Origin of the sequence: Corynebacterium sp. SCR221107 (assembly GCF_027886475.1) — a bacterium.
GTDB lineage: Bacteria > Actinomycetota > Actinomycetes > Mycobacteriales > Mycobacteriaceae > Corynebacterium.
Genome location: NZ_CP115670.1, coordinates 769197 through 790065, shown reverse-complemented (window position 1 = coordinate 790065; position 20869 = coordinate 769197). Strand labels below are relative to the sequence as shown.

Annotated in this window: 17 protein-coding genes, 2 pseudogenes and 1 other annotated feature; of the genes and pseudogenes, 7 read left to right on the top strand and 12 right to left on the bottom strand. The window is 58.5% G+C overall.

All coding sequences use genetic code 11. From position 1 onward, the window contains the following. Positions 1-29: 29 nt before the first annotated feature. The 3 genes from PAB09_RS03620 to PAB09_RS03610 all read right to left on the bottom strand — a co-directional run bounded on the left by PAB09_RS03620 (position 30) and on the right by PAB09_RS03610 (position 3462). Positions 30-653 (bottom strand): recombinase family protein, encoded by a 624-nt coding sequence (locus PAB09_RS03620; protein ID WP_271034702.1) that lies wholly within the window; start codon positions 651-653, stop codon positions 30-32. A 9-nt stretch (positions 654-662) separates the two neighbouring features. Beyond that, a complete protein-coding gene (locus PAB09_RS03615; protein ID WP_271034701.1) occupies positions 663-992 on the bottom strand; it encodes a hypothetical protein in 330 nt (109 codons plus the stop codon). Positions 993-1419: 427 nt separating this feature from the next. Further along, positions 1420-3462, bottom strand: a complete 2043-nt coding sequence (locus PAB09_RS03610) for a bifunctional copper resistance protein CopD/cytochrome c oxidase assembly protein (protein ID WP_003847987.1) — start codon at positions 3460-3462, stop codon at positions 1420-1422. Positions 3463-3720: 258 nt separating this feature from the next. Between PAB09_RS03610 and PAB09_RS03605 the strand changes: the two genes are divergently transcribed. The 3 genes from PAB09_RS03605 (at position 3721) to PAB09_RS03595 (ending at position 6024) form a co-directional block, all read left to right on the top strand. After that, positions 3721-4305, top strand: coding sequence for a copper resistance CopC family protein (locus PAB09_RS03605; protein WP_021352508.1), 585 nt, complete (start codon positions 3721-3723; stop codon positions 4303-4305). Between the two features lie 112 nt (positions 4306-4417). Beyond that, the gene (locus PAB09_RS03600; protein WP_442873702.1) at positions 4418-4993 is read left to right on the top strand and encodes an SURF1 family cytochrome oxidase biogenesis protein; all 576 of its coding nucleotides are present in this window, start codon (positions 4418-4420) and stop codon (positions 4991-4993) included. 122 nt (positions 4994-5115) lie between these two features. Next, positions 5116-6024: a cation diffusion facilitator family transporter gene (locus PAB09_RS03595; protein ID WP_271034700.1), complete on the top strand. Its 909-nt coding sequence runs from the start codon at positions 5116-5118 to the stop codon at positions 6022-6024. A 133-nt stretch (positions 6025-6157) separates the two neighbouring features. On the opposite strand, the gene PAB09_RS03590 is transcribed toward PAB09_RS03595, so the two are convergent. From PAB09_RS03590 to PAB09_RS03580, 3 genes and pseudogenes are all read right to left on the bottom strand, one after another. Beyond that, the gene (locus PAB09_RS03590) at positions 6158-6697 is read right to left on the bottom strand and encodes a DinB family protein (protein ID WP_049168305.1); all 540 of its coding nucleotides are present in this window, start codon (positions 6695-6697) and stop codon (positions 6158-6160) included. 167 nt (positions 6698-6864) lie between these two features. Then, positions 6865-7002 (bottom strand): annotated as a pseudogene (locus PAB09_RS03585) (cadmium resistance transporter); the annotation flags it as partial. 683 nt (positions 7003-7685) lie between these two features. Further along, positions 7686-8033, bottom strand: coding sequence for a hypothetical protein (locus tag PAB09_RS03580; RefSeq protein WP_271034699.1), 348 nt, complete (start codon positions 8031-8033; stop codon positions 7686-7688). Positions 8034-9748: 1715 nt separating this feature from the next. Between PAB09_RS03580 and PAB09_RS03575 the strand changes: the two genes are divergently transcribed. Beyond that, positions 9749-11013, top strand: a protein-coding gene (locus PAB09_RS03575; RefSeq protein WP_271034280.1) for an IS3 family transposase whose coding sequence is annotated in 2 segments (ribosomal slippage) — positions 9749-10040 and positions 10040-11013 — 1266 coding nt in all. Because the reading frame shifts where the segments join, the coding sequence is not laid out codon by codon here. Next, positions 10039-10170 (top strand) — a sequence feature (AL1L pseudoknot). (Overlaps the previous gene by 132 nt.) Positions 11014-11050: 37 nt before the next feature. On the opposite strand, the gene PAB09_RS03570 is transcribed toward PAB09_RS03575, so the two are convergent. From PAB09_RS03570 to PAB09_RS03560, 3 genes and pseudogenes are all read right to left on the bottom strand, one after another. Further along, positions 11051-11209, bottom strand: a complete 159-nt coding sequence (locus PAB09_RS03570) for a hypothetical protein (protein ID WP_271034698.1) — start codon at positions 11207-11209, stop codon at positions 11051-11053. A 152-nt stretch (positions 11210-11361) separates the two neighbouring features. Next, complete coding sequence (locus PAB09_RS03565; RefSeq protein WP_271035257.1) at positions 11362-11958, bottom strand: YfbU family protein; 597 nt, start codon at positions 11956-11958, stop codon at positions 11362-11364. A 90-nt stretch (positions 11959-12048) separates the two neighbouring features. Further along, a pseudogene (locus tag PAB09_RS03560) lies at positions 12049-12123 on the bottom strand (hypothetical protein); the annotation flags it as partial. 224 nt (positions 12124-12347) lie between these two features. Here PAB09_RS03560 and PAB09_RS03555 point away from each other — a divergent pair. After that, positions 12348-12923, top strand: coding sequence for a recombinase family protein (locus tag PAB09_RS03555; RefSeq protein WP_271034697.1), 576 nt, complete (start codon positions 12348-12350; stop codon positions 12921-12923). Beyond that, positions 12920-13216 (top strand): hypothetical protein, encoded by a 297-nt coding sequence (locus tag PAB09_RS03550; protein WP_271034696.1) that lies wholly within the window; start codon positions 12920-12922, stop codon positions 13214-13216. Before PAB09_RS03555 ends, PAB09_RS03550 begins: the two co-directional genes overlap by 4 nt. Before the next feature lie 140 nt (positions 13217-13356). On the opposite strand, the gene PAB09_RS03545 is transcribed toward PAB09_RS03550, so the two are convergent. The 3 genes from PAB09_RS03545 to PAB09_RS03535 form a co-directional block, all read right to left on the bottom strand. Next, complete coding sequence (locus PAB09_RS03545; RefSeq protein WP_271034695.1) at positions 13357-14427, bottom strand: restriction endonuclease subunit S; 1071 nt, start codon at positions 14425-14427, stop codon at positions 13357-13359. After that, complete coding sequence (locus tag PAB09_RS03540) at positions 14424-16424, bottom strand: HsdM family class I SAM-dependent methyltransferase (RefSeq protein WP_271034694.1); 2001 nt, start codon at positions 16422-16424, stop codon at positions 14424-14426. Before PAB09_RS03540 ends, PAB09_RS03545 begins: the two co-directional genes overlap by 4 nt. 230 nt (positions 16425-16654) lie before the next feature. After that, entirely contained in the window at positions 16655-17065 is a 411-nt protein-coding gene (locus PAB09_RS03535) for a hypothetical protein (RefSeq protein WP_271034693.1), read from the bottom strand. 126 nt (positions 17066-17191) lie between these two features. Between PAB09_RS03535 and mobF the strand changes: the two genes are divergently transcribed. Then, on the top strand, positions 17192-20854 hold the full coding sequence (mobF, locus tag PAB09_RS03530) for a MobF family relaxase (RefSeq protein ID WP_271034692.1): 3663 nt from the start codon (positions 17192-17194) through the stop codon (positions 20852-20854). Positions 20855-20869 lie beyond the last annotated feature (15 nt).

Below are 20869 nucleotides of genomic sequence, written 5' to 3'. Positions count from 1 at the left end.
GGGCTTGAGCAGCGTGGACTAGTTCCAATTTATTGGCTGTTTAAGTAGCTATACAGCGTTGTCCTACCAATGCCGAGCCTGCGGGCAACTTCTGTCTTCGGAATACCAGCGCCCACCCACTCTTGTGCCTGGGCAAGCTGCTCATCAGTCAGCGCTTTCGCGCGACCTTTATACACCCCGCGGGCTTTCGCCCGCGCAATCCCCTCCGCCTGACGCTCACGAATAATCGAGCGCTCAAACTCCGCAACCGAACCGAGCAGCCCGAGCATGAGCTTGGCAATAGGTGTCGAGTTCAAAGAATACGTTTGCCCCTCTTTCAAAAACTTCACCGAAACATCGCGGGCAGTGAGGTCATCGACCAGGCGGTGTAAATCAATAAGCGACCGTGCCAACCGATCCATACTCATAACCACAAGCTGGTCACCAGGACGCACATAGTTCAACGCACCATCCAACCCAGGACGGTCGGTGGACGAACCGCTAACGGTATCGTCGAAGATGCGAAAGCACTTCTCTTTCTTCAACGCTGCGGTTTGCCGCTCCAGATTCTGGTCTTTAGAGCTAACCCGCGCGTAACCGACTTTTTGCCCGGAAATAACCTCAGGATGTTCAGGAATATCTAGAGGTAGTGACGGTTCTGTTCCACAATCCATAACACAACCCTAGTGAACATGATGTTTGCGAGCATTCCTGCAATTCAAAAACTGTTCTTTTGAGGTATACTCCGAGATCGTCAGGATCTGCGGGGCCGTCTCCGTCGTGTCCGGGGGCAGCGCGGTGTCATTGGTGGCCAACTGCACGCCACCGACAATGTCCTGCGGGGAGATCGGGGCCTCAGCCTGGGTCTGCAGCGTGGCGGCGGCGGCACCACTGAGACCCGCAGACGAGACCACGCCCGTGGCCACGGCCACCAGGGCTACGCGGCTCTTGGTTTGCGGGGTGGGGATCTTGCGGTGTTTTCCTCCGGCTGGTCGCTGAGCCTTCAGTCGCATGAATCTTCTTCCGTCGTTGTCCGTTGGTCCGCCCCACTCAAGCCCACCGCTATGCACGGTGGAGACTAGATTGTGACCGTTTCGTTATTTACGGACGTAACACTAACCTCCCCTTCCCCCAAAGGTCCAGCCGCCAGGCGGGGTCGGCGACTCTTCCACCCTTCTCACAGGCGACTCACCCAGGGTTGTCAGGGGGCGGGGGAGGTGGCCCTAACGTGCCGGAGGGCTGTTCCCTGCCAGTAGGTGACCTCAAGAGAAATCGGGCACGACCGGGGTGGCCCTGTCAGAACTCCGGCTATCGCCGACTTCCTGGCCACTCCCGGCGACCTCCCACCAGAAGTACCGGGTCGGCGGGGACGGTGAGGGTGTACCAGTGCCCCGGGTATCGCTGGCAGGCCAGCGATCCCTCGCCGGGGTCGGTGGTGGCCTACTCCCCGGAAACCCGGGCGTTTTCGCCGCTCCCCCGCACCTGCCGGAGGAGCGCAAAGGTGACAAAGGCCAGCGGAACCACACCTGTGGCCCAGGCCAGGACGGCGGCGCGTTGGTCAGCGAGCAGATCGAGCTCCCAGGGCAAAAGCAGGGAGCGGTAGAACTCCTCGCCCAGGATCGTGTCCAGGCGCAGGAGATAGACCCCGACAAGCAGGTGGACGGGCAGGGAGGCGACCAGCCACCCCAGGCGGACGGCGGCCGGGCGACGGCGCGGGATCAGGTCGGGGCCGAGCATCCCCCAGACGTAGAAGCACCCGGAGACCAGGAGCACGGTGTTCATGATCAGCTGCCCCGCGTACTTGGAGATCAGCAGCTCATAGAGCGGGATGAACAGGTACATGACGTAGAAGAACACCAGGAACTGCAGGGTGTTGACCACCGGATGGGTGATCACCCCCACCAACCGGCTGCGGGTGAAGGCGCGCACCCAGTCGTGGATATTCGGCCTACCCGGGGCCCCCGGGGCGAAGGCGGTCATCAGCAGGGTCAGCGGGGCACCCATCACCAGGAAGATGGGGATGACCAGCGACAAGATGATGTGACCGACCATGTGCACCGAGAAGACCGCGGGCATATTCAGCCCGATCCCGGAACTCATCGTCACCAGCAGGGTCACACATCCGGCCAACCACCAGGCGGTGGGGGTGCTTGACCAGGTGTGACCTGTCTGGCGGGTGCGCCACACAGCGGAGAGATAGCCGACGGCCAGAAGCAGGGCGAGGGCACCAAACAGCAGGTCAAAGCGCCACATGCCCCACACGTTGAGGATGGTGGGCTTCTCGGACAGCTCGTAGCCGAGCTTGGTGGCCATCTGCGAGAGGTTCGGGATGCGCGGTGAGGGCGGCGGGGTGCGCCCCATGGTGATGGCGATACCGGTGACCGCCGCCATGACAAGCACCTCGACGATGGCGACCTGGCGGAACAGGCGGCGATCAGCGGGGTTGGCCTGCACCTGCGGAATGACCCACGCCCGGTGGATCCACCCGAAGACACCGAGGATGATCACGCCGATGGTCTTGGCCACGATGATTAACCCGTACCGGGTGGTCAACAGATCCGTCAGCTCGATGCGGATGGCGGCGTTGACTAACCCGGACACGGCCATGACGATGATGGAGACCAGGGCGATTGTCGAGTAGCGGCGCAGCGCAATATCCAGGTCAGGTCCCAGGCGACGCCCGTGGGCGAGCAGGGCCATGAGTCCGCCGACCCACAGGACTAAGAAGACCAGGTGCCACAGGTAGGAGTTGGTGCCGTGGTCGTGGTTGCCGCCCGAGGAGGAGTGCCCTGTCAGGCCCAGGGGGATGATCATGAGGATTGACCCGAGGAGCAACAGTGGTTGGGTGATCCACGCCCGGCTCATCAGGCCCGTACCACCGGTGACCAGGGCAATAAGCGCGACGATCAGCCACACCCGGGCCATGGCCACCTGCTCGACGGCCACCGTCAGGGTCTCCAGGCCGAGTGTCTGGGCCAGGGGGGTGCCGGAGACATCTGAGAGCACCAGCGGGATCATCAACAACGCGATCAGTCCGAAGCAGATGGCCGCGACCGCACCGGTACGCGAGGCCAGGTGCCCGTCCACACTCAACGAGGCCTGGTGCAGGCGGTCGTGATCACCGCCGGGCAACCGTGGGGAGATGAGGAAAGCAGCGAACAAGAAAGAACCGGCCGACAGGGCAGCGAGCATCCAACCGACCGCACGGAAAAACGGCAACCCGAAGGTGGTCGCGATGCCCGGGTTGGGGATCCCCAGGGCCGCGAGGGATTCGCCGAGGAAGCTGTAGGCAACCGTCCCGCCGACGGCACCTGCGACGGCGAAAAAGAGCAGGTACAACGGCCACGTGGGGCGTACCCGCTCCTGAGGCCGGCGCCCGATGGCGGGGGTCGTCCCTGCGGTCGTATCCGTGGCAGTGGGGGTGTTATTTACCGGGTGGGTCATCTGTGTCCATTTCGCCGTCCATGCCGCCTCCACTCTCATGGTGTGCTCGGAAGCGGGCGTGAGGTTCACCCTAATAGGGCCTGCGGGTGTTCTTGTAAATTGCCCAGGGACCGGTATCTTCCCCCGGTTCGCCCCCTGCAGGGGGCACCGACCTGGGAAGAACAACACCCGGTGAAGGCGCCGTGGCCGGGAACTTTCCTCCCGCCTGTTCCGACTAGTGTCTTGGTACCTCCCGCAGGCAGGTGTCTTAGTCGCTCACATCCGGTTGAAGAACCGGCCCAACCCAGGAGGACTTTCGTGATCATCTCCCCCACGCTCCCTCGTCGTGTGCTGGCTACTGTTGTGGCGGTCGGGGCCCTGACCGTCGTAGCCACCCCGGTTGCCCTCGCGCATGACTCCGTGATCGGCGGCAATCCCGCGGACGGTGACGTGGTCGAAGAATTTCCGCGCAGCATCGAGCTGGAGTTCTCCGGGCTTCCCCAGGAAGGTTTCAGCACCGTAGCCATCACCGACCAGAACTCCGGTGATCTCCTGTTCAGTGGTGAGCCGACCATCGACGGCCGACTGGTGACCCTTGATCTACCTGCGGATGTCAGCGGCGGGCCAGGTGACTACACCATCGGCTTCCAGATCCTCTCCTCCGACGGCCACGCCACCCGCAGCGCGACCACCTTCACCGTCGTCGGTGACGCCCAAACGACCGCCACCACCACGGGCACCGACGCCAAGCCTGTGGAGGAGACCACAGCCGCCGAGAACACCGCCGAGGGGGCCACCTCCGTAGTCAGTAATCCGATAGTCCTGACCCTCGCGGGGTTGGCCCTCTTCGGCGTCATCGCCGGGGCCATCGTGCTGGTTGTCCGGAGCCGTGACAGGCGTTAGGGAGCAGAAGACTCCCGCTACATCCTGAACTCCGGTGAGGTCATCTTGGTCAACCGGGGTTTCAACCCGCCGCTTGAGGGCGGTGTCCCACCGATGGATACTGCGCCAGCCGGTGAGCAGTCCATCGTCGGCCACGCCCGATTCACCGAGCAGACACCGATGTCCCCCCCCGATCGAGGACCAGGGCTACCGCCAGGTCTACGGCATTAACACCGCGCAGATTTCCGAGGTGACCGGCAGGGATCTGGCGGAGGACTATGTGCAGCTGGCCGAGGGGCAGGCCGGGGAGATCACCGCTATCCCGGTGCCCATGCTCGACCGCGGTTCGCACTTGTCCTACGCCTTCCAGTGGATTGCCTTCGGCATCATGGCCCCGCTCGGCCTGGGGTACTTTATTTGGGCGGAGATGAAGGAACGTCGCCGTGTGCGCCGCGAGGAGGCCGAGCTGGCCGACGGATCGACATCCTCGCAGCAGACCGGGGACTCTCAGGACGAAGAGACAGATTCCGACACGGTGGGCGCCCTCCGCACCACTCACCCGGAAAATGACACCCAGGGTCTCGCCCATGCCCAAGCCACTCTTTCCGCATTCTCGGGTGCCCGTGCGCGCCTGTTGCACGACCGTTACGGCGACAGCCAGCCGAACCACTCCCGGAAATTCACCGATCCCCAGCGCGAGCGGTTCTAACCGCAGCCTTCTGCCCAGCGCCTTTCGGCCCACTGGCACCCTTTCACGACGGCACGGGGCCAAATCCATCAAGCATTTTCAATAAGCTTTCAATAAGAGTTTTTCCCTGCTAGGCTGCAGGCATGAGCGCGCACCAACACGACCATGACCCCGGCCACCGTACTGCCCCGAGCGGATCCCTCACCGCCCTGGCGGTCACCTTCGCCCTGACCGCCACCATCTTCCTGGCCCAGGTGATCGGCGGCCTCGTTTCCGGTTCGTTGGCTTTGCTGTCCGATGCGATGCATATGCTCTCGGATTCCACGGGGCTGCTCATTGCCCTGGTGGCCCTCCTCATCGGCCGTCGTGCGGCCACCCCCCGGGCCACCTACGGTTACCGCCGCGTCGAGGTGCTCGCCGCACTGGTCAATGCCGCGGTGGTCTCCGCGGTCTCGGTCTGGATCGTCATCCGCGCGGTTGGCCGGATCGGCGGCCACGAATCGATCGACACGGGCATGATGCTCGTCGTGGCGGTGGTCGGTTTGCTGGCTAACTTGATCTCCGCCCTGATTCTCATGCGCCGTCAGCATGAGAGCCTCAATATGCGCGGGGCGTACCTGCATGTGCTCTCCGACCTGGTCGGTTCGGTTGCCGTGATCATCGCCGGCCTGATCATCCACTTCACCGGTTGGTTAGCTGCCGACACCATCGCCTCCCTGTTCATTGCCGCCCTGGTGCTGCCGCGAGCACTGCGCCTGCTGGCCGAGTCCCTCTCGGTCCTGATGAACCACACCCCCCGGGGTGTCGATACCCGCGAGGTGGAAGCCGCCCTGGTCGGCCTGCCCGGGGTCACGGCCGTGCACGACCTGCACATCTGGAGCACCGACGGCACGAAACCGCTTGCCACCTGCCACCTGGTCGTCGACGATATGAACGTCTCCGACGGAGGGATTCTGGCCGCCGCTCAAACTCGGTTGCAAGACTTCGGCATTGAGCACTCGACTATCCAGATCGAGCAGGACGGCCACGTCCATCACGAAGAGGTCTGTTGATCACTCACTGCCAGAGTGGGACCCCACGGCGACGGCTTGTCCGCCCTTTTTGACCTGCTTATCACTATATTTCTGGGCTGTTCACAGTCCCCGGCCGGCCACTGGCGGCGAGGGTCCTTGGAGTGAGGATTTCCTATTTCTCCGCGTTTCCCCGCTCGAAGGGCAGACTCAGTTGCCGGGCGTGGAAATCAAAGTGCCAAGTCGGATAGGCGTAGACGTCCGCCACCGTCATCGCCGGGGCAAAGAACGGATCCCACCGGGTCGGAAACGCCATCTCACGTGCCAGGGAGTGCTCGGATTCCTTCTCCAGACTAGTGGCCAGGGCGGCGGTGAGCCACCGGAGTTTCCGGGCCATGCGGTGACGGTGGTAGACCCGGGCCGCAGCCCGAGATCCCCAGTAGTTGACCCAGCCGAAGGGGCGGGTGCTGGCATTGAGCAGACGCGCGAACACCTCGCTCAGCGAGGGCGGCAGATGGCCGAAGAACTTGACCAGAGGTAGCAGTCGACGGACCACCATATAGCCGAAGACCATGTGAAACAGCAGTTCCTCATTCGTCCACCGGGTCCCCACGCTACGGCTGCGCAGCTCGGCATCCCCAGCCCGCGCGAGGACGTCCTCCAGTTCGACACAGGCTCGCCAGTATCCCTCTGTTATCTCAACACGGTCGATCATCGTCGCCTACTTCCGAGGGGCCGACAATCCCGTCTGCCCTTCGATTCCATCATCACACCGCGCGCTTGCCCCCGGCAATGACCATCTGCAATGGGAGGGGTGGCGTGGCGATTCGCGGCCTTCGATACCAAGAATTGACCATGCTGCGTAAATTCATGATCGATCCCCTAGAGACCGAAAGCACCGCCGCCGACGAGGATGAAAATGCCCAGGCCGATCAGAACGATGGGGAACAATACATGTTCCCAGCGTTCGAGGACCTCGGCGATGGGCGGACGGGTGGCAACGAATTTCGCCAGCAGGACCTGCCACCCCTACCTGTCGATTTGAGGTACACCCCAATAGGGCAGTTTTAGAATTTCTGTCGCGCTAGCGTGGTCGAGTCCCTGCGGCAGCGGCTTTTCACAACTTCATGGGCGGTCAGTTGATGCCGGTGAGGAAACCTAGAGAGGCCCTAGGAGCACGGGGATGAGTTTATTAAAGGCCGAAGGCGCCGCCGCTGACGAGGATGAAGATACCCAGGCCGATTAAAACGATCGGGAACAGCACCCCCCGCTATCCGCGGAGCACCTCTTTGCTTGTTCCACCGAGGAAAGGTTCAATACCTGAGATTTCTCGACGGATTGTGGCTTAGGGAAAATACTACATTTTTTATCGATCATCTTCGATGCTAAAGCTGCCACCGACAAAGTAGGTTGTATTGCAGTGACGCTTGTAGTGCCCAGCGGGTACCTGACGGTTAGCGTCCCTCACAGACTCTAGACGCGTCTTGCCATAGCCATATATGTACCCAACAACGGTGGTTCCGCCCTCGTAGCGGACGAGCTGACATTTGGTGGTGAATTGCCCACGTGCGGCCGCAGTTGCATCCGGTGCAGAGATAGCAGGTGCCGACGGCGCTGCTGTCGCCACAATGGGGGCAGATAAAGTGCTAGCAAGCCCGATGATTGCGGCGCCAGCCACAGTCACGAATCGTTTAACTCGACGATTATTCATCATTGTCTCCTTCTTCGTCGGGAACCATAGAGGTTGCCCAGGGGATTTCCGGGATATGTGGTTCAGTTCCTAAGTTGGTGAGGAACGCTTGAACCTGAAGCTGAGCCTCTCGTGCCTCAGGTAGCGATTTGAACACGTAAGTCAGCTGGTGTCCTGCTAAGCCATGAGGCGTCATTCCAGGCCGTTCGATACGCCACTGAATTTCAAGGGCCTCCACCTCGTAATCTTCAGAAGTGCCGATGGCGAAACCCAGGTCATGACCTATCACCACTGCGATTTCATTACCGAGGCGCTCGGCAGCATCCCGATCAGTGAAAAGGTGAACTAGTAATGAGGCCATGGTTTAAAGGTATTTGAAGCCGCATCTTTTTTCTCCTCGTCTCGATGGATATTTAGTAAACCCACCCTTTCAGGGGTAGACACCTTGACCGCCCACGACTTTAGGACCAGGTTCTAGTGTCGAAATCGATCATTTCTTCTACGGAAAGATGGTGGAGGGGGATAGCTATCGTCGAATGTAAGACATTGTGAGGGGCGGGAGGTTACTTTTTCCTGAAATGCTAGGTGTCATCATTTTCTCGACAACCTAGTTCAGAGGTCTTACGGTGCTGTTGCAAACTCCAGGCGGAGAGCCGTGACGACCCAGTCTTCATCCTCTGATGCTCGCTGCGGGTCGGCGTTCTCAGACAGCCTCGAACACCCGGCCGACGACTCACCGCCACCACTCGTCACTGCAGGACTTGCCTACTGCGCTCTCCGCCGGGTCTATGACGACTCCTTCCACTACACACTGCCAACACGCACCCCCAGCACCCGCCGATCAACACTGATGAATGGGGCATCCCGCTATCAACCGGTGCCGCATTCTACAACGCCCGCTTCACTGCCCAACTCGACGCCACCCTGCCCCCTGAACAGCCTGTCGCACACATTCGCCCTTCTACCCTCATCAGTGACACCATCCGCACATACACCAACCAACACGCCGCCATAATCGCCGAAATCAACCGCGACGCCGCTACAAACGAGAGCACGCCGGGCTCTGTCGAGGACCAGACCGTCGAACAACGAATCCACCAACAACTGTCACGGAACGTCACATCACCCACCGCGCCAGCCCAGCAAACCACCCCACAACACAGCTACGAACCCCCTGAACTCTAAACGGTCCAACCGCAAAGCCGCCTTGCCGTCATGACGGCAAGGCACCAAGACGGCATTAATTATCCTGGACGCGTAGACGCAGGAAAGAAAGCATAATAGCGCGAAAGGAACTGAACCATGGTGCAATTCTTCCGCCTCGCTTCGCTCGTTGGGCTGACGCGGGAGTTCGTACCTCACTCCCTTGTCCTCTAGTAGTGAATTGCCCCCGGTGTTGCTCCGTCTGACTAAATGGGTGGATTGAAGTTGACCCTACGCAACCAGAGTCTCCTAGACCCAGCTTTTGCGAGGATCTTCCCGGGCCATCTGTCGTACCTGGCTGCCGACCATAGCCCAGCCAGGATAACTATCGTCAATGGCTCTGAGCACGGTAAGCATGTCGTTAAGCCGACTGCGCACGTTGGCCTCCAAGAGGTTTTCTTGGTGTGATACTCGATTGCGCAGATGGGTCAATCGCGCGAACTTCTTCCCGATGTCTTCTCGCGATTGGTCCCCAGAGTCGACGTTGGGGAATGCTCTGTGTAGGCACTCCCTCCACAGTATTCGTGCATTTGGACGGTGGTCCGGTAATGCCTCTCCCAAAAGATTGGACCAGTTACCTAGAGTGAGCTGAGCTACAACGTCATTGTGATTTGGTGGAGCGTTCCTGCGGGCGTGCCCTCGGCTCCGCCGTCGAGACTCTTTCCGCGCCCACTTCCTGGCTTGCTTCATGGGGCGATTAAGCATGTCATATAAGAGATCCGCTGATTGGTGTTCCAGGGACCAGTCCCTGTGTCCGCATTTCTCATAGTTCCAGTCTTGAAGGGCAATATTCATGGCATTGCGTGTGAGGATCTCTGAGGCGGCCTGAAGTGATCGGAGACTAGGTTTTACCCTAGGAGGACGATCAGCATCATGGCACGACCCAGTCAGTACGACGCAGCTACGCAGGACCGCGCGGTGCGCATGTACTTCGAGCGCCTCGAGGAAGGCGACATCTCCAAGGCCGGCGCCCGCCGGGAGATCGGCGAGTTGCTCGGCGTGAAGGAATCGACGCTGCGCAACTGGATCCGCAGGCACGAGCAGCAGTCGCAGGCCCCGGAGCCCGGTTCCCTGTCCTACGAGCAACTCCAGGCCGCTTACGACGAGCAGGCCAAGGAAGTGGCCAAGCTGCGTCGGGCCAATGAGATCTTGAAGACGGCGTCGGCTTTTTTCGCCCAGGCGGAGCTCGACCGCAAACTTCGGTAATCGTGGACTTCATCCGCACCTACCGCCACCGCTTCGGAGTCGAGCCAATCTGCGAAACACTCACCGCCCATGGCATCGCGATTGCCCCAAGCACCTTTTACGCCCACCAGGCCCGCGGGTTCGGCCCTTCGGACGCCGAGTTGGATCAGGCCTATGCCGCTCACCGCATCTACCGGCTATGGGAGGCCAACCGCAAGGTCTACGGCCGCCGTAAACTCTGGAAGGCCGCTGTCCGCGACGGCATGAGCATCGGTCGTGACCAGGTCGAACGGCTGATGAAGATCACCGGCATCCGCGGTGTCTCACGCGGGATGCACCGTAAGAAAACGACGGTGGCCAACCCCGCTCACCGCCGGCACCCGGACCGGATCAACCGCAGATGGACGTACCCGTCGCACCCGGATCAGTGGTGGATCGCGGACTTCACCTACGTGTGGACCCGCCAGGGCTTTTGTTACGTCGCCTTCATCGTCGACGCCTATTCGCGGATGATCCTCGGCTGGGTGGTCACCACGGTCATGGACACCCGGATGGTGCTCATGGCCCTGGAACACGCCCTGTTTTCCCGCCGGCGCACCCGCATGGACTTCACCTCCACCGGCATCGTCCACCACTCGGACGCGGGAGCCCAGTACACCTCGCTGGCGTTCACGGACGCGCTGACAGAGGCCGGGTTGCAGGGCTCGATCGGCTCGGCCGGTGACGCCTTGGATAACGCGATGATGGAGTCGACGATCGGGCTCTACAAGACTGAGCTCATCGACTTCGACCCTGCACGGACATGGAGGGATGCCCAGGAGGTCGAAACGGAAACGGCCTCGTGGGTCTACTGGTATAATCACCAGCGTCTGCATTCGTCGATCGGTGACGTTCCCCCGATCGAATACGAGCAGGACTACGAGGAATTCAACATCATCAGAAGAGCCCAGTAAGGCTTTTACCCGTAGTCTCCGAAAAACTCAGGCCGATTCACTCAAAGTAGGAGATCTGAGAGTGCAAAGCGCCTGCCAAGCGGGTATTCCAACGGTACAACTGTACCGCTTTCTCTACGTCTTCGCCTGCGGTCGTATAGTACTTCTCGAAGCGAGCCGCTCCGAGCATGGCGTCTAGTTCATCTTTGACTCTCATTGATGTTGATGCTATCCTTATCGTGGTCAGCATCGATGAAGATCGATGCACCTTACCTCACGACCCCGGGCCCTATGTCCGGGGTCGTTGCATTTTAACACAGGGTATGGCGGGATGACCCGCGTATCTCGCTCAGACATCCTTGTCCGTGTTTACTTCTTCTTTAGGCGTGCTCCGGGAGCAGCCAACAGCACATTCCCGATCTCTTCCGCGCTAAGGTGAGGTCGACGGCCTCGACTGATGGCCTCCCGCCACACGGGCTTGAACCGTGCCAGCATGGCCTGATAGGTGGGCAGCATTTCAGTGTGCGAGTTGCCTCCATCGTGATCTACTACCGACTGTTGCTCTAACCAGCGCCCTGAATTCACTAAGTACTCAACATATCCAGCGAGCCGTCCCTCAAGTTTGTGCTGAAAGTCGAAGCCCCTAAAAGTTCCCCAAAAGTCGGCATCTTCGACATTGATACTCTGCCAGCCGTCGTCGCCCATTTTCTGTACACTGCCGTTGATCACTCTAAACATATCAAGGATGTCCCAGACGAGTTCACACTCGTTCAAACTCAGGCCGTGGACGACATCGCCAAAGATTCTTGAAAACTCACCTTCGTATCCATTTTGTAACGCTTTTACGGATCGTTGGAGCGATTCCTTATCGTACATTTCTTCAGGAAGGTCACCTTTAGCAGCCAATACGGCTTGATGTGCCAAGATGATAATTTTACGCTCGGCCAGAGTGAGATCGATTTCCACACTACCCTTCGCCCTGTCGCCAATGGGATCAATCTGGCCCGCATGGGCCTCGAGGAGCTGCCGTACGTGGTCGCTTAGGGTACGACCCCTCACTTCAGCGTCCTTAGCTATGAGGTCTCGAAGATCATCAGATACTCGGACAGTTATTGACTTCAATGAAAACACCCTTCGTTTGTATTAACGTCCTACGAATTACGATACCGTCTTACAGTCGTCCAATCAAGTCTCGCAAGAAGAATTTCGAAGTACTGACCTAAATTCCAAATAGAGTATACCCTATTGAAACAACGGGTATTACATCGAACCAACTGTTCCACAGAGTCTCGGCATCGACTTTTGATACACTTCCCATTAAATCCAATGACTTAGTGACACATATTGGAGGTAGAGTGGCCGGACAAACCGTTTCTTACATTCGGGTCTCGTCTGCCGAGCAGAATCTCGCCCGCCAGCGCGAGACCATCGGTCCAGTCGACCGAGAGTTCGTCGACGAGCTCTCAGCGCGCAGCCGAGCCACGCGCCCTAGCCTTGAAGCCTGCATCGCGTACCTGCGAGACGGGGACAGGCTCAAAGTGGCATCGATTGACCGACTCGCGCGCTCGCTGGTGGATCTTCGTGGGTTGATCGACGAGATCACCGGCAAAGGAGCATCCGTCGAATTCTTAAGCGAGGGACTGACTTTTGCCCCAGGCGTGTCGGACCCACGGTCTACTCTGCTGTTGGGAGTGCTGGGATCCTTTGCAGAGTTCGAGCGAGCCATCATCCACGAGCGCCAGGCCGAGGGCATCGCCCTGGCAAAGAAAGCTGGGAGATACAAAGGCCGGCAACGGGTGCTTACCCGGGAACAGGCCAACGAGATCCGAGAGCAAGTAAAGGCCGGCGCTCGACCAACCGAATTAGCCAAAGCATTCGGTGTAAGCCGCAGCACCATTTACCGCGAACTACAGAAAGAGGCGACCACATGACCTTCCTGAACATCTTGGGATACATCTTCTGGCTGGGTGCAGCGGGCATCCTGTTTGCCAAGGTGCGCGAGAGCGGTATTATCGCAGGCCCGCTCTTAAGCATTCTGCCGATTGCTGGTCTTGCGATCTCGCTGACGGTTGTGGCTGCGCTCGGTGGCGTGCTCGCAGGCACAGCCAACCAATTCGAAAAGGACATGCAGGCCCCACCGGCTACGCCGCAACTCGTGGACTCACCTAGTGATGTGCTTGATCACATGTATTCCATCGCGAATACTCCTGAACCAGTGGGGTAAATAGGCGATTCCGACCCCTGACAACCAAAGCGCTTTCGATCGCCCTCCTCCCAGGAGTCCATTGCTTTCAACCAATAAGCTTTGATTCAAAAAACTGGCGAGCGCGACGCATCCCCTACTAACCTAGTCCCCGCGCATTCTCATGAGTCATGCTCAAGCACTTGCTCAAACATATTTCCGACATTCGTGCGTAACACGCGACCGTATCGGGTCATCCCTTCCCAGTCAACAACCGTTTTCCCAAATGTATCGGTAGTTGTGGCAACCATGATTCGCGTCGCTTGCAGGCGTGCAGAACTTGCCTTGTGTCCCCAGGAAAACTTCGAAATGGCCTGTTTTAGGCTTGTCACTAGAACGAACGCATTGTTCTCATTGAGCTCTGGTGCTCTGAGCTCGAAGACTTTGGTTGCGCCGTAAAACGGAACAGGTTGGTATGAAACTACTTGCGTGTCAATGCCGACGGTGATCGCATTCCCAGGGTTAGGTCGTTGTCCTTGCCTAGAAATGAATGCAGCGACGCTGTTTCGCCGGGCCGTGTTCGTGACATGTGGATACCGAGGTTCTCCGTTTTGGACTTGATTCGTGTTGAGCCACGCCGGAGCTTGGCGATAAGAAGTGAACACGTCCGTAATAGGCATGGGCTCGAAGTTCAGCTCCGGGAAGGTGTCGTCATCAGGTGAGTCAGTCAGGCGGGCGTTGTGTGTGAGAGAGACAACTTCGTCGAGCAATTCTGCCCCTAGTAGGTCCATGCCGTCCCAGTCGACCTCGACAGTGCCGTCTGTGTGGGTGATGACCGGAACCATAATGGGCGTGGCTTGAAGACGCGCGATTGACGCTCCGTTTCCCCATTGGAACTTCATCATCTGCTCTCGGAGCAACGCAACGAGTACGGGCGCATTTACTGATGTGAGGCGCGGGTGCCGGAGAACCTGAATCTCTTTGCTCGTGTAGAAGCTCACGGGTTGGTAGAAGACGGTCGATGTCGAGACACCGATAGTGATGGCGTTTCCTGCATTTGGGGCTTTGAAGCCTTGATCTGGCAAGAATGCCCCGATCCCGTTTCCACCTCCTGAACGTGCGACGTACGGCGAGACAAGAGCGCCATTACGCTTTGCCTTTGTCAGATCGAACCACTTGCCAGCAGGTGCCATCGACTCGAACACGTCGGTGATGAGCATCGGTTGGAAGTCGAGGGTGTCGAGCACGCTCATGCGTCTGCCTCCTCGTCTGCCACAGGTGCAGTGGGGGCTGCCGGGGTGATGAGGTCACCGAGGCCGTGCGTGTGCATGTCCACCTGCCAGGTCACGTAGTCCGCGACGGTGGCGAGGAAGTCCTCGTAGGTGGGTGGCACGTCGTTGAAGTAGAAGTAGCTGTGCTGCCATTCGTCCTCGGCGGTGACCTCGGAGCGCACGATGAAGCTCGTGTCGTCCTGTGCGTCTCCGCGCAGTACCTCGACGAGGTGCTTACGGCGTGAGGCGACGGTGCCATCGTCCACGAGACCACGATGCGGAGCAACCACCCAGCCATCCTTCTCGAAGTTGATGAAACGGACCTTGTGATCTACAGGGTGCTTGCGTCCTGCCGTGAAGATGACAATCACTGTGTGTGGCGTGTGGCCAGAGTTGGTGAACGTCATCGGGTTCATCGTGATAACGGTTTCAAGCGTGTTGTGCTCCAGAATGTAGCGTTTGCGCGCTTTGTCCTCCTTTGTCTTGCCGACCATTGCGGACTGGGGCACAATCGCGGCAAGCTTGCCTCCGGGATTGAGGAACCTCAGAGCTTGCTCGATGAACGCAAGTTCAGAAAGGTTACGTGTGTTTTTGTCCTTGGACTGCGAGTATGGCGGGTTAAGGAGAACTTTGGTGAATCCATGTCCCATTTTCCATGAGCCGTCGGGGAGCTTGCGGTCGCCGCGCATTTCGCTGAGAGGCGCTTCGAAGATCGAATCACGACGGAAGTTTGCCTTGCCATCGCCTCGAAGGATCATGTTCGTTGTGCCGATAGCAAACAGTTTGTCCTGAAGTTCGATACCAAAAAGGCGGTTCTTGCGGATGTCCTCGCGCATGGCATCGTTGTTACCCGCGTCGGTGAACATCCGATGCATGGCTGCAATAAGGAACGATGCGGTGCCCGCAGTGGGGTCCAGAACGTAATCGGTCGCGTTAACATCAATCAGCTCAGCCATCAGTGTGGTGATGTGCTCAGGGGTGAGGACAATACCGAGGCCGGATCCGTCACCACCACCGTAGGAGATGAACTCGTGATAGAAGTTACCGAGCACATCGAGGGCAGTCATTGAGGGATCTGTGACAATGTGTAGCACCTCGTTCTCCAGAATGCGGGTCATCCATTTTAGAGGTGACTCTCCGAGATCATGGTGAGAGCGATTGAGCTGCGGTGCGTTCTTGATGAAGGCAAACTGGTCAAGAAGCGTGCCGACCTTTGCTTGAGGCATGAGGGCTTCGCCCTTCATGTACTGCTCGGCGGCATCGTAGATGATGCGCCCGTCCCACACTTGATAATTGTTGCCAGGTGTAATGCTCTTGAGCTGGTCGAGATGGAAGTACGGATTCTGGAGTGCGAGAAGGATCGCCGAGACCAGCGGTGCCTTGCGGTCATTTTCGACAGAGCCGTAATTTCGCATCCCCTCGTGAAGGCGTTCTGCTGCTGCTCGAACATCATCGAGTTGAACCTCCGCTCGGGGACGTTGTCCTAATACCTGGACGGAATAGTATTCCCCGATCTCGTCCTCGGAGAACACATCCAGATTGTCGAGGTCGTCGAGGTGCTTGGTCACCCCAGGTGCAACATAACTCACTGCGATCTCATGGTGTACCTCGCCTCCCCCGATTCCCACGGCAAAGATGCCTTTGACGTTTGGCACGCCATTTTTGAGCATTGCCTTTGCGTAGTGAATTGCACCATTCAGCGCGTAGTCGGCTCTGTACGGAAAGTCCTCCGTTGGAACACCGTCTACGAGGAACCGAGTTTCTTGCACGGACTTCTTGTCTTCAATAACGACAATGAAGTCATCGGAAACAATGACGAATTCAGGTTTTCCTTCGCCTTTACCTGACGCTGTCTTCGATGCGCCCTTTAGTGCGTCGCGTTTCCACTGAGGACCTCCGTCTTGTTCCCAAGGTCGCGTGAATCCGATCTCACGCAACATGTCACGGACGAATTGGTCAGTCGCTTTTTCGTTTCCCACTAATCTTCCTTGCATTTGATTTTTATCTGGATTGTATTAGTGGGTCTACTCTTCTTTCGCCAAAACCCCATCTATTTGTGAACCATATCGAGAAGTGGGTGTCGGATCTTCTCGCTCTTGTTTGTTGAATAAGTGGTGGCCGCTTCGTAGATGTGCGAGGCGGCCGCGGGTAGGCGGTGGTTGAGAGGGAAAGTTCTGTCTGCCTAGTTTTTGTCGTACTTGTCGCGTCGCTAGGAGTTGTCGGGGGCGTGGGAGTTTTGGCCGTCGCGCTCCTGGTCGTCTCGGTTGTCCTCTCCTTCTTCATTATTGGTGGTATCGGAGGTGGTGGTGTCTTGTTCGCCGTCGAGCTGTTCTTTGTCGTCGTCCTCGTCGTGGATGCCGTCAGTGTCGAGAGCGAGCAGCTGGCGAAGTTCGGAAGCTGTGAGTCCGAAGGACTCCCGCAGCCAGGTGTGTGCTTCGCCGAGCTGGTCGAGTTCTTGGACGGCGGCTGCGAATCGGGCGCGGACGGCTTCGAGCTCCGTTTGTGCGAGGAACGCGCGCTGGGTGGCGGCTTTGACCTTTTCTTGATTTGCCAGACGTTCTGCAAGCGCCATCATTGCTAGCTCTCGTGCTTGTTGGCGTTTCGTTGTTCTTTTTGCCATACCCCAAACCTAAATGCCGAGGGCCTAGCTTCACTAGGCCCTCATCGCGCCTGCGCCGCTCAAACTGCCACACACAGTAGGCACTCTTAGTGAGATTGGGGTTTTGCTGCGCTAGAATCGGGATTTATGATGTCGTTTCGCGCCGTTCACGCAGGCAGCGGGTACCAGTACCTGCTGCGCTCTGTGGCGACGAACGATGCCTACGACGAGTCGACCGAGGCCGGGAAGCTGGCCAATTATTATCAGGCGAAGGGGACTCCCCCAGGTCGTTGGATCGGTGCCGGCCTCGAAGGCCTCAACTCAAGTGTGATCGAAGTTGGCGCTCATATCGAGGCCGAGCAGATGGAAGCGCTCTACGGTTTGGGTTACCATCCCGATACCCACGCGCTCCTGGAATCGGGAAAAACACTCGAAGAATGCAAGCTTGGCGGGAAGTTTCCGGTCTATACCAATCAGATCCCTGTGTTGGATGCTTTGCGCGATGCCGAGCGCGGTGTGGTCAAATCGACCGGTCGTTTGTTGACCGAGGACGAACGCATGGAGCTTGCCATTTCCATCGGTCGTGAATACTATGTCGAGGCCACCGGGTACATTAATGCCCCAGATCGCGACGTGATTGATTGGGTGAACAAGCAGCGCGCCGAGGTTACTCAGGCGGTCGCTGGCTTCGATTTCACCTTCTCCCCCACTAAAAGTGTGTCGGTGTTGTGGGCGCTAAGTGATGAGAAAACCGCGAGCAAGATTGCTGCCTGTCATCATGAGGCTGTGGCCGAAGTTTTGGCGTGGGCGGAGGAAAATGTTGTTCGGACTCGTCTGGGTGCTGGGGGTCTTGCCCAGGTAAAGACTCGCGGTTTGATTGCGGCGGAGTTCACGCACTTTGACACCCGAGCTGGTGATCCTGACCTGCATTCGCACGTGCTTGTGGCGAATAAGGTACAGGGGCCAGACGGAAAGTGGCGAACCTTGGACTCGCGCGCGTTGTTCAAGAACAATCAGACATTATCGGCTCGGTATGACGCAGTATTGCAAGAGACTCTGACTCGGAAGATGGGTCTGTCTTTCGTCCCGATTGCGCGGGAAGCGGGCAAGGAGCCGGTGTGGGAGGTTGCAGGAGTTCCTCAAAAGTTGATTGATGAGTTTTCTAAGCGACGAGCAATGGCACGCCCGGTCTTTGACAAGCTGCGTTCTGATTACGTTGAAAAGCACGGCCACCAGCCTGATAAGCGAGCGCAGGATGCACTGTGGCAGGCAGCCATTTTGGATACTCGTGACGCGAAAAAACCGGCCGAATCTTTGGAGACGTTGCGCGAGAACTGGGTTAAGGATGTTCTTCGTTTGGACGACGGGAATGATCTTTTGGCCGCCGTTTATCGTGTTTCTCGGGGCAAGGAACCAGATCAACGACCACGTTTCTTCACCGATGGAAGCATCGACGAGAAGGCACTGGATGAGCGTTGTTTGGCGGTCATTGATCGCATGGTGCAAAAGCGCTCGTACTTCGCTAGGCACCATGTCACGGCAGCGGTTGGCACGTTGTTGAAGGGTTTTGTGTTCGCCGATTCTGCCGAGGCGGCGCGCGCGTTTGAGTTGTTGACCGAGCGCATTATCGACAAACATCTGGTTGATCTAACCGAGTTTGAGCCGCAGCAACTGCCTCAGGCTCTGCATCAGGAAGACGGTGTGGCGGTTGACCGTCATATCGGTTTTTCCAAGTACACCACTGAGAAGATCCTCGCCCAGGAAGACTACGTTCTTCACGCTGTTGAGGAACCAGTGGCCGTTTTCGCTGATTCTCCGGCGGTCTTTGATGCTGTTTCAAGGTTCGAGGATGCACACGGTTTTGAGCTCAACGAGGGCCAGGTTGCGCTTGCTCGCCACCTTCTGCAATCGGGAACTTTGGTCGCCTGTGGTGTTGGTCCGGCTGGTACGGGCAAGACGACTTCGATGCAGATTGTGGCTGATGTTTGGACGCAGCAGGGGCATAACGTGATTGGTCTTGCGCCGTCTGCTGCGGCTGCTTCGGTGTTGTCCGAGGAGCTGTCTATTCCGGCTCATACCATTGATACGTTGACGTATTCGTGGCGGGGCCGTGGTGACGCAGTGACTGCTGGTGATGTGTCTGCGCTGCCGTTGGAGATCAACCCAGGCGACATGCTGTTGGTTGATGAGGCGGGCATGGCTACGACTGACAACCTCGCTGCGTTGGTCGAAATTGCGGAGGCAACCGGCGCTATCGTGCGCGTGATTGGTGACCCTCAGCAGTTGGATGCTGTGGGCACTGGTGGACTTTTTGACACGATGTGTCGCTATAACGACGCGGTTGAGCTCACGGATGTGATGCGCTTTTCGCACGGCAAGGACCCCGAGCAGGCCGAGGCCTCTATCGGGTTGCGGTCGGGTGAGGCGTCCGCTGTGGACTTCTACGAGGCCCGCGGCTGGCTGCACGGGGGCACACGCGAGCAGATGCTCGTCGAAGCCGTCAACGCCTACCTTGCGGACACGGCACGCGGCCGCCGGTCTCTGGTTGTCGCGTCGACGAATGCCGACGTGGACGCGATGAATGAGATGATCCGTGAATACCGAATCGAGCAGGGTGAGGTTGACTCAACCGCACAAGCCGGACTCTCGCGCGGGGATGTATGCGGTGTGGGTGATCTGATAATTGCCCGCAAGAACCAGCGTTTTCCCAATGAGTTTGACCCGTCTATGCCTGGCCATCGGGTAATCAACGGCCAGTTGTTCCACGTGGCACAGATCAACGAGGACGGCAGTCTTCTAGTCGCGGATGCCGCCAGTGGTGAGATGCTGACCCTACCTGCCGACTACGTCGCTAAGGAAACACATCTGGGATATGCGGCCACTGTCTATCGTGCCCAGGGAGCCACGGTAGACACCACCCACGCGGTAATTGATTCCTCGACTGACCGAGCAAGTCTGTATGTCGCACTTACTCGAGGTAAGAAAGAAAACCGCGTTTACGCCGTCACAGATGGCCACCTGGACGAGATGGCCGAGCTGAGCCACGAACACTCGTCTGGAAACAAGGCCGGCTTGACTGCCCGTGACGTGTTCGAGCATGCGGTAAAGCGGGATACCCGGCAGCGCTCTGCTACCGATATTCGCGCTGAAGCCGAGGAATACGCCGACAGTTTCGAGCGCGTGGCTGCGTTGTTCCGCTTCGGTAGGGATCAGGCTATTGGTGCGTTTATCGACCGAAACTTAGACAGTTGGTGGGATCGTCTCGATGCCGACGCGGCCGCAACGCTGACCACGGACGGCATGAATAAGGTTCGCACTGCGTGGATGGAGTGCATCGACCACGGGCTCGATCCGCGTGATCTGATGGCGTCTGCCTGCTTCAATCTCGGCGAGGTTGATGAGGCAGGGGCTGTGATTGCGTGGCGCATCCGCGACCAGCTCGACCAGGCGGGCGTGAACAAGAACAAGATCGTGATTCCCGGTAACGGTAATGATTCCGAGGCCACGATTCCTGCTGGATTACCCCCAGTGACCCGTGGCAGCGATCTTGAACTTGCCCAGTGGCTGAAAGACACCCGAGAGCGCCTGATGACCTGGTCTCAGCCAGTCGTGGAGAACGAGGAGGCCGTGCCTGCCCTGGAACAGACCATCGAGGGGCTAGATACCAGTCTGTTGGATATTGCTGGTGTCTCTCGTGATATTCGAGAAGACCTTGCGGCGGCCGCCAACGAGCCGCGCCCGCGGGAGGAGTTGCCAGAGAACGACTGGTTTAGTCAGTTTGAGCAAAACACCTTTGGAAATGAGCTGTAGGACCCACCGGATAAC

Bases quoted from the DNA above. Each gene is read 5' to 3' on its own strand.
- PAB09_RS03610 (WP_003847987.1), bottom strand. From the start codon at position 3,462: ATGAGAGTGGAGGCGGCATGGACGGCGAAATGGACACAGATGACCCAC.
- mobF (WP_271034692.1), top strand. From the start codon at position 17,192: ATGATGTCGTTTCGCGCCGTTCACGCAGGCAGCGGGTACCAGTACCTG.
- PAB09_RS03595 (WP_271034700.1), top strand. From the start codon at position 5,116: ATGAGCGCGCACCAACACGACCATGACCCCGGCCACCGTACTGCCCCG.
- PAB09_RS03620 (WP_271034702.1), bottom strand. From the start codon at position 653: ATGGATTGTGGAACAGAACCGTCACTACCTCTAGATATTCCTGAACAT.
- PAB09_RS03590 (WP_049168305.1), bottom strand. From the start codon at position 6,697: ATGATCGACCGTGTTGAGATAACAGAGGGATACTGGCGAGCCTGTGTC.
- PAB09_RS03535 (WP_271034693.1), bottom strand. From the start codon at position 17,065: ATGGCAAAAAGAACAACGAAACGCCAACAAGCACGAGAGCTAGCAATG.
- PAB09_RS03545 (WP_271034695.1), bottom strand. From the start codon at position 14,427: ATGAGCGTGCTCGACACCCTCGACTTCCAACCGATGCTCATCACCGAC.
- PAB09_RS03580 (WP_271034699.1), bottom strand. From the start codon at position 8,033: ATGGCCTCATTACTAGTTCACCTTTTCACTGATCGGGATGCTGCCGAG.
- PAB09_RS03550 (WP_271034696.1), top strand. From the start codon at position 12,920: ATGACCTTCCTGAACATCTTGGGATACATCTTCTGGCTGGGTGCAGCG.
- PAB09_RS03570 (WP_271034698.1), bottom strand. From the start codon at position 11,209: ATGAGAGTCAAAGATGAACTAGACGCCATGCTCGGAGCGGCTCGCTTC.
- PAB09_RS03615 (WP_271034701.1), bottom strand. From the start codon at position 992: ATGCGACTGAAGGCTCAGCGACCAGCCGGAGGAAAACACCGCAAGATC.